Genomic DNA, 14,588 nt, shown 5'->3' with positions numbered 1-14,588 from the left:
CCCCCCCCCCCCCCCCCCCCCCCCCCCCCCCCCCCCCCCCCCCCCCCCCCCCCCCCCCCTTTTTTTTTTCAAGCAGACGACGGCATACGAGATGTCTTAGGGTCTCGTGGGCTCGGAGATGTGTATAAGAGACAGGGCGGGGCCTGGCGGTTTTCGAGGCCGGTCAGCGTGTAGGCCACGCCGCCGATCGCAGTCATCGCCACAAGGGCGGACATGCCGATGATCAACTGCGACAACCGAAGGCGGCGCCACGGCCGGTCCGGGGGCGGGTCGATCACGTTCATGCGCATCGACCAGCCGGACGGGCCGTCTTCGTCATAGGTTTCGCCGCCGAACCGCAACCGCACGTCGCCGGGGTATTCGGTCTGCGACCACGCCAATTCGCGATCCGTCAACGCCTCGTCGTCGATCACCAGCACGTCGCCGGCACCGAGGTCGACGACCTCATTGGTGGCGTTGGCGGACGCGAGCACGCCGATCGACGTCCGCGTGCGCAGGCTCAGCTCGTCACCGCGGGACGCCAGCAGCAGCGCGCCGCAGGCCGCCGCGAGTGCGGGCTGCGACGGCGTCAGGACCGGGATGCGTCCGTGCACCGAAAGCCGTTCAGCGACAAGCGGAATGTATGCGCCCCCGCCGACGGTCACCACCGCAGCCAGGTCCCCCCAGTTCTTGCGGTAGCGCACCAGCATGTCGTCGAAGGCGTAGATGAAGCCGGTCAGCCGATCGGCCATCAGGTCTTCGAGATCGTCGCGCTTGAGCGTGAAGCTGCAGTTGCGTTCGCCGAGATGGGCCGCGATTTCGGTGACCACGTCGGTGGACAGCCGCTCCTTGGCCAGCCGGCACTGTTCACTGAGGTCACCGAGTTGCCCGACGGCGGCCGTGCTGCCCGGGTCGATACCGCTGCCGCGACCCAGTTCCTCGAAGACCCGCAGCAGCAGCTCCTGGTCGATTTCGTTGCCAGACAGAGCCGCGTAACGCATTGTCGCGGTGACGAGTTCGAAATCGCCGGCGACGTTCACCAGCGTGGCCGATGTACCGCCGCCACCGAAGTCCAGCAGCCCCACCACGCCTTCGTCGGGCAGGCCGAGTTCGGACTTCACGGCGGTCAACGACGCGATCGCGTCCGAGACGAGCCGGGGCGCCATGCCGCTGCGGACGAATCCCAAATGCGTCCGCAGACCGTCGCGCAACGCCTGCACCGTAACGGGTTTCCAGTACGCGGGCACGGCAATGGAGATCTCCGAGCACGACGCGTCCGCGCCGGCGGCGCGCACCATCGCGTCCAGGGCCTCCACCGTCAGCAGTTCCGGGTCGTGCGCGGAGCCGTCAACGGACACCAGCGCCACCGATTCACCGATGCGCTCGACGAAGCCCTTCATCATCACGCCGGGCTCGGCGAGATATGAATTCTCTTCGGGCAAGCCGACTTCCGGCGCGCAGTGCGGGTAAAGCGTCAGCACCGAACGCCGGGTGACCGGTGTACTTTCGTTGCGCGCAGCGACCAGGTTCGTGGTCCCGATCGACAACCCAAGTGGGTCGTACATAGAGCGAAAACTTTCGTCTATAGGGGTCGGTGGCCAGCGTTAACCATAGCCGCGGACACGCCCAAAACCGATGGCTTGCAACATCATCGGTATCCGGTCGATGCCACCTCGTCACCGAAGTGGTACCGCTGACCCCTTGACAAATTGACGCGGTCGCTTACACCACGGTCAGCGGCAGTGATCGTCTCGGCTCAAACTGGAATGTCGCTCCACCGCTCACCTTTGTTACCGACACCTCGGGCAGTTCGGCGGCCGCGGCGTCGGTTTCGACCAGTTCCGCGGTCCAGTCGGTGTTCGTGCCGCTGACCCGGACCTCGATGTGCGGGTCGACGCCGGTGGCGATCGCCTGCAGCGGTTGCACCGATTCGGGTGAGCACAGCGCGATCCACGCGGCGTCGTCGTGGGCCGGCGAGCGGTGCACCACGAGCCGGTTGGCCGTCTCCGCGCAGACGTAGCCGGCGGGGTTCAGCAGGGGGTGCAGTTCGAGCACCTGCAACACGCCTTCGATGCCGCCCGGCAACCCCAGCGCGCGGTGAATGCGCTCGGCGGCCACGCCCGCTATGCCGGTGAGGCCTTGCGTGCACAAGGACACGGCCTGGGCGTCGTCGGCGGCGCGCGCGGTCACCGCGATGGCGAACGACAGGTAGAGCAGGTGCATCTGCAGACAGACCTCGTCGGCCATTCGGACCAGCGCCGAATGCGAGAAGCCGGCGAAGTCGAAGTCGGACAGCAACGGGCCGGAGTAATCCGCCTTGCCCTCGCCGGAGCGGTCGATCGGATCGAGTTCCCATGTGGCGGCTCGGGTTTGGCGCACGATGTCCAACGCGGGAATGCTCTGGGCCTCGGGATAGGACTCGTCGATGATGACGGTCCACGCGCAGTGCGGCTGGCGGTCCTTTGGTGTCCGCGGCGGCCGGTGGATGGGGCGCACCTGGGCGCGGGCGTTGGTCGCCACCGCGGTGGCGTCGAAGGTCGGGTCCTCGATGGTGTGACACATGCCGAACACGTACTTCTCACCCATCGGCTCCACGTCGAGCAGCGCACCGCAGTGGTCGAGGTGGAATTCGCCGTGCCAGCGGTCGTGCACGGTGTAGCGGAAGTCCATGAATTGCGGTGGCGCGCCGATGTCGAGCTGCAACCCCTTGAAGATGGTCGGCACGTCGTTGCCCTCGAAGTCGAGTGCCCGCTGCATGCGCCGGGTGTAGATGGGGCTGGCGCCCGCCCACTCCTCGATGGCGATCTGCACCATCTCGTCGCGACCAAACGCGCCGATGCACCAGGCCATGCCCGAGCGGTCGATCAGTTGCCCGATCAAGAGCAGTTCGGGAACCAGGACGGCCAGCTGCTCGCGGGTCAACCGCGCATAACGGGATCGGCTCACCGGCCAAAAATAGACTCGGCTATGTTATAAAGTCAACAATGTCGATTGCTGCAGGTCAGGCCGGGGGTTCGGTTGGCCCCACCCGGCGCACCACGGCGCCGCGCAAGCGCGGCGACGACACGCGCGCGAAGATCATCGACGAGACGGTCCGCTGCATCACGGAGGAGGGCTTCGCCGCCGCGACCGCCAAGCACGTCGCCGAACGCGCGGGCGTGACGTGGGGCGTCATCCAGTATCACTTCGGGGATCGCAACGGCCTGTTGATGGCCGTCGTGGACGACGGGGTGGACCGGCTGATCGAGAGCCTGTCGTCCGCCGATGTCAGCGAGTTGCCGCTGCGCGAGCGCATCGAGGTGGTCGTCGACACCGCGTGGAGCTGCTACAGCAGTCCGACGTCGATGGCGGCGTTCGAGATCCTGCGGGCCACCCGCGGCGGCCCGGGCGAGTCGCCGCGGCGCCATCTGCTGGAGATGAACGCCGCGATCGGGCAGCTGGGGCGTCTGATCACCGGCGACCCGGCGAATGCCGGTGTGGCCGAAGTCATCTGGGCCACGCTGCGGGGCGTGGTGCTGGCGCAGATGGTCACCGGGACGGCCATCGACTGGAGCCTGGAACGGCGCGCCCTGATCGACATGGTCACCCGCTACCTGTCCGAGGGTCGGGGCCACCGCGACACTTAGACCACGCACGGGACACGCCGCACGATGTGACCGTGGCTCAAGTCTCGGCGACGCCGGCTCTCCGATGCGAGCGCAGGCGGCTCATCACCGTGTGCTGCAATGACCGGATGAGCACCCTCACCCTCGACGAACTGGCCGATATCGAAGCCATCAAGCACGTCAAATACCGGTATCTGCGCGCGCTGGACACCAAGCACTGGGACGACTTCGCCGACACGCTGGCCGAGGACATCAAGGCCGACTACGGGCCGTCGATCGGCAACGAGTTGCACTTCACCAACCGCAACGACCTGGTCGAGTACATGCGTACGTCGCTGCCCGCCAACGTCATCACCGAGCACCGGGTGACCCATCCGGACATCGTCGTCGACGGCGATACGGCAACGGGCAGTTGGTATCTGCAGGACCGGGTGATCGTCGCCGACTTGAACTTCATGCTGATCGGTGCGGCCTTCTACCGCGACACCTACCGGCGCACCGACGCCGGCTGGAAGATCAGCGGGACCGGGTACGACCGAACCTACGACGCCACAATGTCGTTGGAGGGCATGAACTTCACGCTCAAGCCCGGTCGCGCGCTGGCCACCGACGCCTGACGCGCGCTACTTGGTGATGGCGATCACCGCGCCGGGCCGCAGCCATTTCATGATCGACACCAGCTGAGCGTCGTCGACAGCGACGCATCCCTCGGTGGGTTTCCCGTCTGTGGTGTGGAAGAAGAACGCCGAGCCGCCGCCCGGGGTCTTGTTCTTGTTGACGCCCATCACGACCGCGTGCTTGTACTGCGGGATTTGCAGATTCTCGCTTTCGGCGGTGTTGAACGGGCACTGCGCCTTCTGGCACACCTGCATGGAGTTGAAGGTGGGGCTGTGGTCGTCGCCGCTCCACCAGTGATTGGCGCCCACCTGGGTATACGGCAGTCCGGTACCGGGATTCGGCGCGGTGCCGAAGGCGGAGTCCAGGGTGTACACGCCCATCGGAGTGGCCGGCACCCCGCTCTTGGCCTGGGGTGCCATACCCTCCGAACCGACATGGGTGGGAATCCCCGTCCGCAACGCCTGCCACCCGGCGGCGGAGCGCTGATAGATGTCCATCGTTGCGTTCGACCCGCCGGTGCTCATCACCGAAACCACCTGTGTGGCATTGCCGACGGCGTTCGCGAACCAGGGGGCACCCGCCGCGGCACCGATCGGCGCCAGCGCCAGCGACGCGAAAAATGCGCACGCCGAAGCGGACAGTGAAGCGAGCAGTCGGCGCATGACCTCTATCGTCAAACCCCCACAGCACGGGGTCAAGTAAAGCTTTAGAACCGGTTAGGTCACCGCGCCGTGATCAAATCCCCCGCGTCGCATGGTTTTCGGGAGGAGGCCGGGCTCGACGGCCGAATCACCGTGAAACACAGCAGGAAATACAGGTAGCCCAGCGACCAGCCCGCCAACACATCGGACGGGTAGTGCACGTTCAGCGCCACCCGCGAGACCCCCACCGCCAGCACGCTCAGCGCGACCAGCGCGGCCGCACCGCGGCGCACCGCCCGGTTCATCGTCGGCAACACCAGGGACAGCGCCGCGAGCAGCGCGGCAGTCGCCTCCAGAGCGTGCCCGGACGGAAACGATGTCTCGGCCGCGGCCACCAGCATGGTCGACGGCCGCGGCCGGTCCACCAGCGTCTTGGCCGCCAGCGTGACGAGCCCGCTCAGCGGCGCGCACGCCAACAGCAGCAGCCCCGCCCGCACCCGGCGCGCCACCAGGGCGGCGACCGCCGCCACCGTGCCCAGCACCCGCAACGGGACCGGGCCCAGCGCAAAGGAAACGTCCGCCCAGAACCGCACCCAGAACGGGTGTTTGACCGCGCTGTCGCGCGCGGCGTCCAACAGTGACCAGTCCATGCGCTGCTGCCAGTGCCAGTCCTGTGAGTAACCCACCCACATAAGCGCGTACACCGCCACAGCGGTCACGGCGATGCAGGCGGCCGGAATGATCCGCGATCGGGTCATGACCCCCACGGATACCAGCTGCGCCGCGCATAGCGGCAGGCGGCCTGACCACGTGGTCGCCGGCGCCGGTCCATACTGGCGTCATGGCCGTATTTGTCCGTAGGTTGTTCGGCATCGGCAAGCTGCCCGACGACGTGTACGCGCAGGTAGAGGCGGAAGGCCTTATCCACCTTGCCGACTACGTCCCGGTGACCCGGCGATTCCGCGGCGCCATCCCCGGCGTGCGATTGCCGCACAGCGTCGCCAGCTACACGGGTTCGCTGGTGTTCAGCTCCGAGCGGGTGCTCGCCACGTTGTCCATGTTGCCCAGGCTGGCCGGCCCGACCGTCGATGTCCGCTGGGACGCGGACAACAGCGGTTCCGCGCGGGTCGAAATATCGTCGACCGGTTTGCAGGTCGACGTCGACGTCAATCGGGTCGACCCGAAGTTCAGCGGCGAACTGTCGCTGCACTACAAGGTCGCCATTCCGGCCGACGTGCTCAGCGCCCTGCCGCGGCGATCGCTGACCTTCGACATGCCGCCCGACTACGTCTTTCGCGCGGTCGGCGTTACCTATAGTCCGTGACGGTCATCCGCGGCCAGGGCGGCTGCCGCAGCACCGCGAGGCTGCCGATCACCGCCGCCAGCAGGCCGGTCATCACTCCGATCAGCGCGATTCGATTCCCGTCCACGGCGGGCGTCCAGGACGCCTCGCCGTTGCGGACGACGAAGACGCCGCGGGGTTTGACGACGGGGATCACGGTGGTGCCGTCCGGTGTCTGATAGGGCTCGCCGTACACGCGGCCGGCGGCGCGGTCGGTGGGCAGCTGGTCGAGTGCGTCCAAGGGCTTCACGACACACTCCTTTCTCGGGTGTTCGCCGGGTCCGTGCTGCGGACTGGGTTCACGCTAACGCGGATTTCCTACGATGACTCCCGTGAGCGAGGAGGGCTTCAGCCCGCAGGAGCGACGGGCCGTCTATCGGGTGATCTCCGAACGGCGGGACATGCGCCGGTTCTCACCGGGCGTGGTGGCCGAGGACGTGCTGGCCCGCCTGCTGCAGGCGGCCCACGCGGCGCCCAGCGTCGGCCTGATGCAGCCGTGGCGTTTCATCCGGATCACCGATGACGGGCTGCGGCGGCGCATCCACGCGCTCGTCGACGAAGAGCGCCTGCTCACCGCCGCGGCCCTGGGCGAGCGGGGCAAGGAGTTTTTGGCGCTGAAAGTCGAAGGCATCCTGGAATGCGCCGAGCTTCTGGTGGTGGCGCTGGGCGACGACCGGGAGCGGCACGTGTTCGGCCGGCGGACGCTACCGCAGATGGACCTCGCGTCGGTGTCGTGCGCGATCCAGAATCTGTGGCTGGCGGCGCGCTCCGAAGGCCTTGGCATGGGCTGGGTTTCGCTGTTCGACCCACACCGGTTGGCGGCCCTGCTCGAGATGCCCGCCGGGGCGGAGCCGGTGGCCATTCTGTGCCTGGGACCGGTGCCCGAATTCCCCGATCGGCCCGCGTTGGAACTGGACGGCTGGGCCGTCGCCCGCCCACTCTCGGAGTTCGTCTGCGAGAACCGCTGGAGTCGGCGCGCCCAGGGTCCCCCCGAGTAGCTGCGGTATCGTCGCCGGTCGCGGGCAAATTGGAGAGGTGACGCAATTGGCGCCGGGCGAAGCAGCCGACCGACAGGACAACGTGCTAATCGTGCACTGGCACGACCTGGGGCGCTATCTGGGCGTCTACGGCCACCCGGACGTCTCCAGCCCCCGGCTGGACCGCCTTGCCGCCGAGGGCATCCTGTTCACCAGGGCGCACGCCACCGCGCCGCTGTGCTCGCCGTCGCGCGGGTCGCTGTTCACCGGCCGCTACCCGCAGACCAACGGCCTCATCGGGCTGGCGCACCACGGCTGGGAATACCGCACCGGCGTGCGCACCCTGCCCCAGATATTGACCGACGCGGGTTGGTACTCGGCGCTTTTCGGCATGCAGCACGAGACGTCCTACCCGCAGCGGCTGGGCTTCGACGAGTTCGACGTGTCGAACTCGTACTGCGAGTACGTGGTGGGCAAGGCGGGCGAGTGGCTGCGTGACGGCACCGAAGATCTCGCGGGCCAGCCGTTCCTGTTGACCGCCGGCTTCTTCGAGACGCACCGGCCGTATCCGCGGGACCGCTACGAACCGGCGGACACCGCGGAGGTCGACCCGCCCGACTACCTACCCGACACCCCCGAGGTGCGCGGCGACCTCGCCAGCTTCTACGGGGCGATCGCGACGGCCGACGCCGCGGTCGGCCGGCTGCTGGACACGCTGGCCGAAACCGGGTTGGACGCCACCACCTGGGTGGTGTTCTTCACCGATCACGGCCCGGCGTTCCCCCGCGCGAAATCCACGCTGTACGACGCGGGAACCGGCATCGGCATGATCATCCGGCCCCCCACCGGCCGGGCCCTGACCCCGCGCGTGTACGACGAACTCTTCAGCGGCGTGGACCTGCTGCCGACGCTGCTCGGCCTGCTGGGCCTCGCCGTTCCCGACGATGTCGACGGCGTGTCGCACGCGCGTGCCCTGGTCGCCCCGGACCCGCACACCGTGCCGGTCCGAGACCACGTGTACACGACGAAGACCTATCACGACTCCTTCGATCCCATCCGCGCGATTCGCACCAAGGAATACAGCTACATCGAGAACTACGTGCCCCGGCCGCTGCTCGACCTGCCGTTGGATATCGAGGAGAGCCCGTCCGGCATGGCGGTGGCACCGTTCGTCACCGGCCCGCGCCCGGAGCGCGAACTCTACGATCTGCGCACCGATCCCACCGAGACCACCAACCTGCTGGCCGGTGACGTCGCGGGTGCGGACAAGATCGCGGCGGATCTAGCTGTCCAGCTTCATGATTGGCGCCAGCGCACCGGTGACGTCATCCCGTCGGAGTTCGCCGGCACCCGCATCTCGGCGCGTTATACCGAGACGTATCTGCAGATTCATCGGATGAAGCCGACCTCCCGCTCGGCGATAGCTGCCGAACGGGGCATCGAGAAGGAAGCGAGCGGTTAGCCGGCGGAGCGCCGCGAGCCGCCGACCTCGGCGACGATGAACACCCGCCGGAACGGGAAGATCGTCGTGCCGTCGGGCCGGGGCGGGTAGGCGTCGTTGAGCAGCGGGATGAGTTCCTCGCGGAACCGCTCCCAGTCTTCGGCGCTCAGCCGCTCGCGCACCGGAACCAGCGCCGTCCCGGTGATCCATTCCAGCACCGGATTGTCACCGGACAACTGGTGCAGGTAGGTGGTCTCCCAGACGTCGACCCTGCATCCGGCGTCCAGCAGCAGGTTGGCATACTGAATCGGCGGTTGCACCACGGCACCGACACGAAACGGTATGTCACGCATCGCTTTTGCGTAGGGCTCACGCCGGGCCAATGTCCGCACCGTGGCGTGTGACGGCGTCTCGAAGTTGCCGGGAATCTGGACGGCGATCCACGAGCCGGCGGGCAGCTCGTCCACCCAGCGGACCAGCAGGTCGGCGTGCTCGGGCACCCAATGCAGGGCGGCGTTGCTGACCACGACGTCGGTATCGGGCTTGGGCTTCCAGTCCCGCAAGTCGCCGACGACGGCCTCGATGCCGCGTTCCTTTGCGGCGGCGACCATCTCCGGCGAGGTATCCATCGCCTCGATCACCGCTTCCGGCCAGCGCCGCGACAGGTACTTGGTCAGGTGGCCGGGCCCGCAACCGAGATCGACGACCCGCCGGGCCCGCTCGGCCCCCACCCGTGACAGCAGGTCGTAGAAGGGCCGGCTGCGATGATCCGCAAAGGCCAGGTAGACATCTGGATCCCACATGTCGGTCCTCCTGATCAACGCGCCGTCACTAGTCGGCAGATAGACCAACCGTATTACCGCATGGCGCCCCGGCGCTGCCCAAGTGGCCCCGGGAGCGGCGCCGGCCGGTTAGCATCGGCGTTCGTGGCGCCCGACACTTCGATTGATCCGCCCATTCCCGTTCCGGACATTCCCGGTGCATTCAAGGGCGCTGACGTACCGCTCGACGTCGGCGGATTGCCCCCGAATTCCGCGTTGTCCCCCCGCCAGCGCATGGTAGTCGAGGGCTCCGCCATCGGCGACCTCGCCCTGCGCACCTGGGTGTCGTCGCTGCTTACCGCGACGGTGGCCCCGGCCGTACTCGCCGCTTCCCTGCGGCACACCGATGCCGGCGCCGAGCGCGCGAACCTGAACTTCTACGCCGAGCTGGGCGCGCAGCGCGACCCGGTGAAGTCGTTTCCCGCGCCGACCGAACCGCCGCGGGTCACGTCACGACCGGCCAGCCCGCTGACCGAGTGGGTCGCCGGCGGCACGGTGGAAAACATCGCGTTCGAAAGCAGCTTCACGGCCATCAACCCCGCGATGCGCGAGCAGTGGGGCGCGTGGAAGTCCAACAACACCGTGCGCGCGCAGCACTGGCGCCACGACGACGGGCCGCGTCCCACGCTGTGTGTCATCCACGGCTTCATGGGGTCGTCGTATCTGGCCAACGGGCGGTTCTTCGCGCTGCCGTGGTACTACCGGTCCGGTTACGACGTCCTGATGTATACCCTGCCGTTTCACGGCAAGCGCGCCGAAAGGCTTTCGCCGTTCAGCGGTTTCGGCTATTTCGCCGGCGGTCTCAGCGGTTTCGCGGAGTCGATGGCCCAGGCCGTGCACGACTTCCGGTCCATCGTCGATTACCTGCGCGGCACCGGCGTCGACCGTATCGCGCTGACCGGGATATCGCTGGGTGGTTACACCTCGGCGCTGGTGGCCTCGGTCGACGACCGGCTCGAGGCCGTCATCCCGAACTGTCCCGTCGTCACCCCGGCGACTCTGTTCGACGAATGGTTTCCGGCCAACAAACTCGTGCGGCTGGGGCTGCGGTTGTCGCACATCAGCCGCGCGGAGTTATGGGACGGCCTGTCCTACCACTGCCCGCTGACCTATCGGCCGCTGCTGGACAAGGACAGGCGGATGATCATCACCGGGCTCGGCGATCGGATGGCGCCGCCGGATCATGCCGTCAAGCTGTGGGAACATTGGGATCATTGTGCGCTGCACTGGTTTCCGGGCAGCCACGTGCTACACGTCAGCCAGCTGGACTATCTGCGCCGGATGACCGCGTTCCTGCAGACCGTTATGTTCTAACGGGTTCGGTCGACGGTGCCCCGTCCGGCAGCGTCGGCCAGTCCAGCTCCGCCAGCAGGGCCGCTGGGGCATCGGTGTGCCCGTCCAGCCGCCGCGTGGACAACAGATCCAGCGCCTCGAGCGCCGGCCGGTGATTGCCGCGCTGCGGGATCAGCCCGGACACCGGCACGGTCCGCTCCGGTGGCGTGTCGGTCAGGAAGGCACACGCGGCCGCAACGGTGTTGTGGATCCCGTCGCCGGCGATCTCCAGCGCCATGCACGTCTCCCGCGCCGCATAAGCCCGGATCGACTCCAGGGTCTCGGCCAACTCACCGTTGACCTTAACCTGGTATGCCGCAAGGTAATCCGATGCGCCGCGCTGCACCGCGGACCACGTCTCGCGGGGGTTGGAGGTGAGCAACCGCGGGACGTCGTCGGGCGCGACGCTGCTGACTTCCCAGCCGAGCTCCCGCAGGTGGTCAGCCAGCCGGCGCGCCGCCACCTGTGCGGTCTCATCCAACGGGATGCGCGCGGAGCGGGCGCGCAGCGCGGCCAGGTTGTCGGTAGCCGATATCGTGAGCCCGATCCACGTCTCGCGCCTGGACGCATCGGATGCGTTGTCGCGACTGGTGATCCGGACCTTGTCCGCGCGGATGCCGTAACGGTCCAGGTAGCGGGCGATCAAGGGCAGCGGCAGTGCATCGGCCGCGTCGCCACCCGGCGCCCCGACCCGCAGCAGCGCGGTTGTCGCGGTGGCAGAAGCGGATTCGGGTGCCGTCACCTCGCCGCGTCCCATGATCGCCAGCCGGCGGCGCAGCAGCGTGGTGAAATACAAACCGCGCCAGCAGCCGAACAGCACGAGCACGACGACCGCGGCGATGCCGAGCAGCCAGTAATCGCGCGGCGACCGCCAGGGGTAGGCCATCACCGCCGGGACGACGGCCAGCAAAGCCAGCGTGATTCGGCCGGGTCCGGGGATGGGTGTCCAGCGCTGCAGGCTCACGGGGTGGGGTCCTTTCGTCGGCGGGTGGCGGTGGCGGCGACCGCGCCCGCGACTGCGACAAGCACAGCCAGCGCGGCGGTTCCGGCCAGCGCCACGGTCCGCGGGGTGGTGTCCTTGGGCGCGGGTGCCGGCGGGACGGCGACCGGCTTGACCGGCGCCGCTGGAGCCTGATTGCCTACGGGCAGTTGCCAGGTCAAGGCCGCCACCGGGTCCACGCTGCCGGTACCGACGACGTTGGACGGCGCCCGGGCGCCATTGTGCGCAGTCGCGGTGATGCGATGCACGATCTGTGTGGCGTTGAGGTCGGGGTACTTGCTGCGGACCAGCGCCGCGACGCCGGCCACATAGCCGGCCGCATAGCTGGTGCCGCTCAGGGCCACCTCTTGCTGATGCTCATCGGGCAGCCCGTTGGCCAGGCCGCCGCCGTCGGCGTTGCTGACCGACACGATCCGTTCGCCCGGCGCCGCGATGCCCACCCACGGCCCGGCCATGGTGAACTTCGACGGTTGCCCGTCCGGTGTCAGGGAGGCCACCGACAGCACGTACGGCTGCCACACGGACGGGATGGAGATCGAGGTGACACCGGCCCAGTTGCGCGGATCGTCCGGGTGGCTCAGGTCGGTGAGCGGGTTGGACTCGCAGGACGTGCCGCCGGCGACCGATCCGGTCGGACCGGTGTTGCCGGCGGCGGCCACGATCACCGCGTCCTTCTCCACCGCGGCGTAGCGAATCGCCGCGCCGAGGGCGGCCTGGTCGACGGGCCGGTCGGCGGGCAGGCAAGTGAGCGTGGAGATGTCGATCACCCTGGCGCCGAGGTCGGCCGCGTGCACGATCGCGCGGCTCAGCGTGGCGACGTCCGACGACGCCCGCGCCATCAGCGGGTCGCCGCCGGGGGTGCGGGGTGAGTACTTGGCCGACGTCGTCCTGATCGACACCACGCGCGCCGCGGGCGCCACGCCGGCAAAACCGTCGTCGCCGGGCTGGCCGGCGATGAGGCCGGCCACCAGGGTGCCGTGGCCGTCGCAGTCGGTCAGGCCGTCGGTCGTCTCGACGAAGTCACCACCCGGATCGACGTTGGGCAGCCGCGGACCCGGCCGCACCCCCGTGTCGAGCACCGCCACCACCTGGCCGTCACCACGCGAGAATTGCCATGCCCCAGACAGATTCAGCGTCGCCTGGCTGGGCGTGACGGCCGCGGGATCGCTGCCGGGGATGACCCCGGAGACGCTGCACGGGCCGCGCTGCTCCATTGGCTGCACGGGGCCGGGGGCCCCGCTCGGCGGCGGGACGCCCGGATCGACCTTCGGCTGATCGATGGCCAACGCCGACGGACACGTCCACAGCACGACCGCCGAAGCCGCCGCGAGACAGGCAAATCCGGACCGAATCATCGATTGAGTATCCAGGTGAAGATGCCGACCAGGTAGGCCATGACGGGGATGAGTGACGCGTCGAGCCCGGCCGCGACGAAGCCCACCAGCCGGCGCACCGGAAGCGAATAGCTCTCCGGCTCGGCGATGCGCGGGTTGAGGGCCACCACTATCCACACCACGGCCAGCACGACGAGCACCAGCGCCGCACCAAGGGCGGCGCCGAAGCGCCCGGTCGCGGTGTAGAGCACCAGCAGGACGCCCCCGGCCAGGTAGGGCTGCGCGAGCAGCCACGCCTTGCACGCGGCCGAATCCCATACCCGGGCGCGCAGGACGGATGTTGCCGCCGTGGCGCCCAGGACGTACCAGCCCACACCGCTCAGCGCCTCGGGGCGCAGTGCGATCGCCACCGAGCCCAGGACACTGAGCAGCACTGCGGCAGCGATGAATCCGTTCTGATGGGCATCGCTGATCCGCACCCGCCGCGGCAGATCCTCGAGCACCCGCAACGAGGGGGCCGAGGGGGCGGGGTCGCCAGGCGCCGGGATGACCGGCAGCGGGAAGCGCGCCCACAGCGCCGAGAGCTGAGCCGCCTCGACGGTGACCAGCAGCGCCGCGACGATCAGCCCGCAGCCGATGGCGAGCGGCCGCTGGTGCCAGAGCACCCCGGCGCCGGCGGCCAGCAGCACCCCCGCTCCCACCACCGCGGTCGCGGTGAAGAATCCGACGATGCGCTCCCGCTCCGCGCTGGGCACCATCAGGGCGATCAGCGACCATGCGGTCACGCCGGCCGCGGCGAGCATGATGTGCGCAGATCCGAACCGTCCGGGCACCGCCAATGCCAGCGCGGCACCGATCGGCACCAGCGCGGCGATCGCGCACGCCGACCCGGTGCGCGGCGAGCGCGCCGCGACCAGCAAGCCGACGATCGCGGTCACCGCCGCGACCGCGCTGACCACGACCAGCCCGGCCAGCGCGCCGGTGGCGACGCGATAGGTGACCGAGAGTCCGGTGGCCAGGAACGCGACGGCGATCACCGCGGCCAGCGCGCCACGCTGGATATGCGTTGCGCCCCAAGGCTTGCGCCGTGAGTTCGAGAAGATCATGGCGGCGTCGGCGATGTCCTCGACGATGCCGGGAGCCGCCTGTCCGACGGGCACGGGCTGCAACGCCAGCAGATCACCGTCCACGACCCCGACGGTGTCCAGGCTGGCGTCCAGGCTGAACGGCGCGCCGCCGATCGGGGCGAGACTCAGTTGGGTCGCCGCGCCGAGGTCGGCCGTCCCTCGGGCGGTGTCGTCGGAGTCGCCGTTCGCTGTCGCGGGAACCACCAAACGCTGGACGGCGGGCAGGATTTCCCGCAGCGGCAGCTCGGCGGGCAACGCCATTTCCGTCAGCCTGCTGTCCGCGAGGATTGCCACGCGGACGATCGGCATCACGGCGCCGGACGTCACCGGACCCTCGAAACACGCTGGGGCCATACCTGAAACATCGTTGC

14 protein-coding genes and 1 pseudogene are annotated in these 14,588 nt (G+C 68.8%); 6 read left to right on the top strand and 9 right to left on the bottom strand.

Going from position 1 to position 14,588, the window contains the following annotated elements; genetic code table 11:
• Window positions 1–80: 80 nt before the first annotated feature.
• Together A5758_RS13195 and A5758_RS13190 are read right to left on the bottom strand one after the other, a co-directional pair.
• Window positions 81–1,544, bottom strand: a pseudogene (locus tag A5758_RS13195) (Hsp70 family protein); the annotation flags it as partial.
• Between the two features lie 157 nt (window positions 1,545–1,701).
• Window positions 1,702–2,925 (bottom strand): hypothetical protein, encoded by a 1,224-nt coding sequence (locus A5758_RS13190; RefSeq protein ID WP_067740520.1) that lies wholly within the window; start codon window positions 2,923–2,925, stop codon window positions 1,702–1,704.
• 38 nt (window positions 2,926–2,963) lie between these two features.
• On the opposite strand from A5758_RS13190, the gene A5758_RS13185 reads away from it, so the two are divergent.
• On the top strand, window positions 2,964–3,605 hold the full coding sequence (locus A5758_RS13185; protein WP_067207775.1) for a TetR/AcrR family transcriptional regulator: 642 nt from the start codon (window positions 2,964–2,966) through the stop codon (window positions 3,603–3,605).
• Window positions 3,606–3,712: 107 nt separating this feature from the next.
• Window positions 3,713–4,201, top strand: coding sequence for a nuclear transport factor 2 family protein (locus A5758_RS13180; protein WP_197503928.1), 489 nt, complete (start codon window positions 3,713–3,715; stop codon window positions 4,199–4,201).
• Window positions 4,202–4,207: 6 nt separating this feature from the next.
• On the opposite strand, the gene A5758_RS13175 is transcribed toward A5758_RS13180, so the two are convergent.
• Entirely contained in the window at window positions 4,208–4,864 is a 657-nt protein-coding gene (locus A5758_RS13175) for a L,D-transpeptidase (RefSeq protein ID WP_067207769.1), read from the bottom strand.
• Window positions 4,865–4,923: 59 nt separating this feature from the next.
• Window positions 4,924–5,601 carry a phosphatase PAP2 family protein gene (locus tag A5758_RS13170; RefSeq protein ID WP_067740516.1) on the bottom strand — a complete coding sequence of 226 codons (678 nt, stop codon included), beginning with the start codon at window positions 5,599–5,601 and terminating at the stop codon, window positions 4,924–4,926.
• An 83-nt stretch (window positions 5,602–5,684) separates the two neighbouring features.
• Between A5758_RS13170 and A5758_RS13165 the strand changes: the two genes are divergently transcribed.
• Window positions 5,685–6,167 (top strand): hypothetical protein, encoded by a 483-nt coding sequence (locus A5758_RS13165; RefSeq protein WP_067740514.1) that lies wholly within the window; start codon window positions 5,685–5,687, stop codon window positions 6,165–6,167.
• On the opposite strand, the gene A5758_RS13160 is transcribed toward A5758_RS13165, so the two are convergent.
• Complete coding sequence (locus A5758_RS13160; RefSeq protein WP_067207758.1) at window positions 6,151–6,435, bottom strand: hypothetical protein; 285 nt, start codon at window positions 6,433–6,435, stop codon at window positions 6,151–6,153. The two genes, A5758_RS13165 and A5758_RS13160, sit on opposite strands and share 17 nt — an antisense overlap.
• A gap of 73 nt (window positions 6,436–6,508) precedes the next feature.
• On the opposite strand from A5758_RS13160, the gene bluB reads away from it, so the two are divergent.
• Window positions 6,509–7,183, top strand: a complete 675-nt coding sequence (gene bluB, locus A5758_RS13155; protein ID WP_067740512.1) for a 5,6-dimethylbenzimidazole synthase — start codon at window positions 6,509–6,511, stop codon at window positions 7,181–7,183.
• 37 nt (window positions 7,184–7,220) lie between these two features.
• Complete coding sequence (locus tag A5758_RS13150) at window positions 7,221–8,624, top strand: sulfatase (protein ID WP_067740510.1); 1,404 nt, start codon at window positions 7,221–7,223, stop codon at window positions 8,622–8,624.
• Here the strand turns inward: A5758_RS13150 and A5758_RS13145 are convergent.
• Window positions 8,621–9,406: a trans-aconitate 2-methyltransferase gene (locus A5758_RS13145; protein ID WP_067740507.1), complete on the bottom strand. Its 786-nt coding sequence runs from the start codon at window positions 9,404–9,406 to the stop codon at window positions 8,621–8,623. The genes A5758_RS13150 and A5758_RS13145 overlap by 4 nt on opposite strands.
• A gap of 123 nt (window positions 9,407–9,529) precedes the next feature.
• Between A5758_RS13145 and A5758_RS13140 the strand changes: the two genes are divergently transcribed.
• Window positions 9,530–10,738 (top strand): alpha/beta hydrolase, encoded by a 1,209-nt coding sequence (locus tag A5758_RS13140; protein WP_067740505.1) that lies wholly within the window; start codon window positions 9,530–9,532, stop codon window positions 10,736–10,738.
• Here the strand turns inward: A5758_RS13140 and eccE are convergent.
• Genes eccE through eccD form a run of 3 tightly spaced genes read right to left on the bottom strand, consistent with a single transcriptional unit; the run spans window position 10,728 to window position 14,571 of the window.
• Window positions 10,728–11,720 (bottom strand): type VII secretion protein EccE, encoded by a 993-nt coding sequence (gene eccE / locus A5758_RS13135; protein WP_067740503.1) that lies wholly within the window; start codon window positions 11,718–11,720, stop codon window positions 10,728–10,730. The two genes, A5758_RS13140 and eccE, sit on opposite strands and share 11 nt — an antisense overlap.
• A complete protein-coding gene (mycP, locus tag A5758_RS13130; protein ID WP_067740501.1) occupies window positions 11,717–13,111 on the bottom strand; it encodes a type VII secretion-associated serine protease mycosin in 1,395 nt (464 codons plus the stop codon). Before mycP ends, eccE begins: the two co-directional genes overlap by 4 nt.
• Window positions 13,108–14,571, bottom strand: a complete 1,464-nt coding sequence (gene eccD, locus A5758_RS13125; protein ID WP_156622616.1) for a type VII secretion integral membrane protein EccD — start codon at window positions 14,569–14,571, stop codon at window positions 13,108–13,110. The genes mycP and eccD overlap by 4 nt, the downstream gene beginning before the upstream one ends.
• Window positions 14,572–14,588 lie beyond the last annotated feature (17 nt).

This window comes from Mycobacterium sp. 852014-50255_SCH5639931, from assembly GCF_001665605.1.
Taxonomy (GTDB): Bacteria; Actinomycetota; Actinomycetes; order Mycobacteriales; family Mycobacteriaceae; genus Mycobacterium; species Mycobacterium paraffinicum.
Note: the sequence above shows the minus strand (reverse complement) of the source record. Positions and strands in the feature narration are given on the sequence as shown.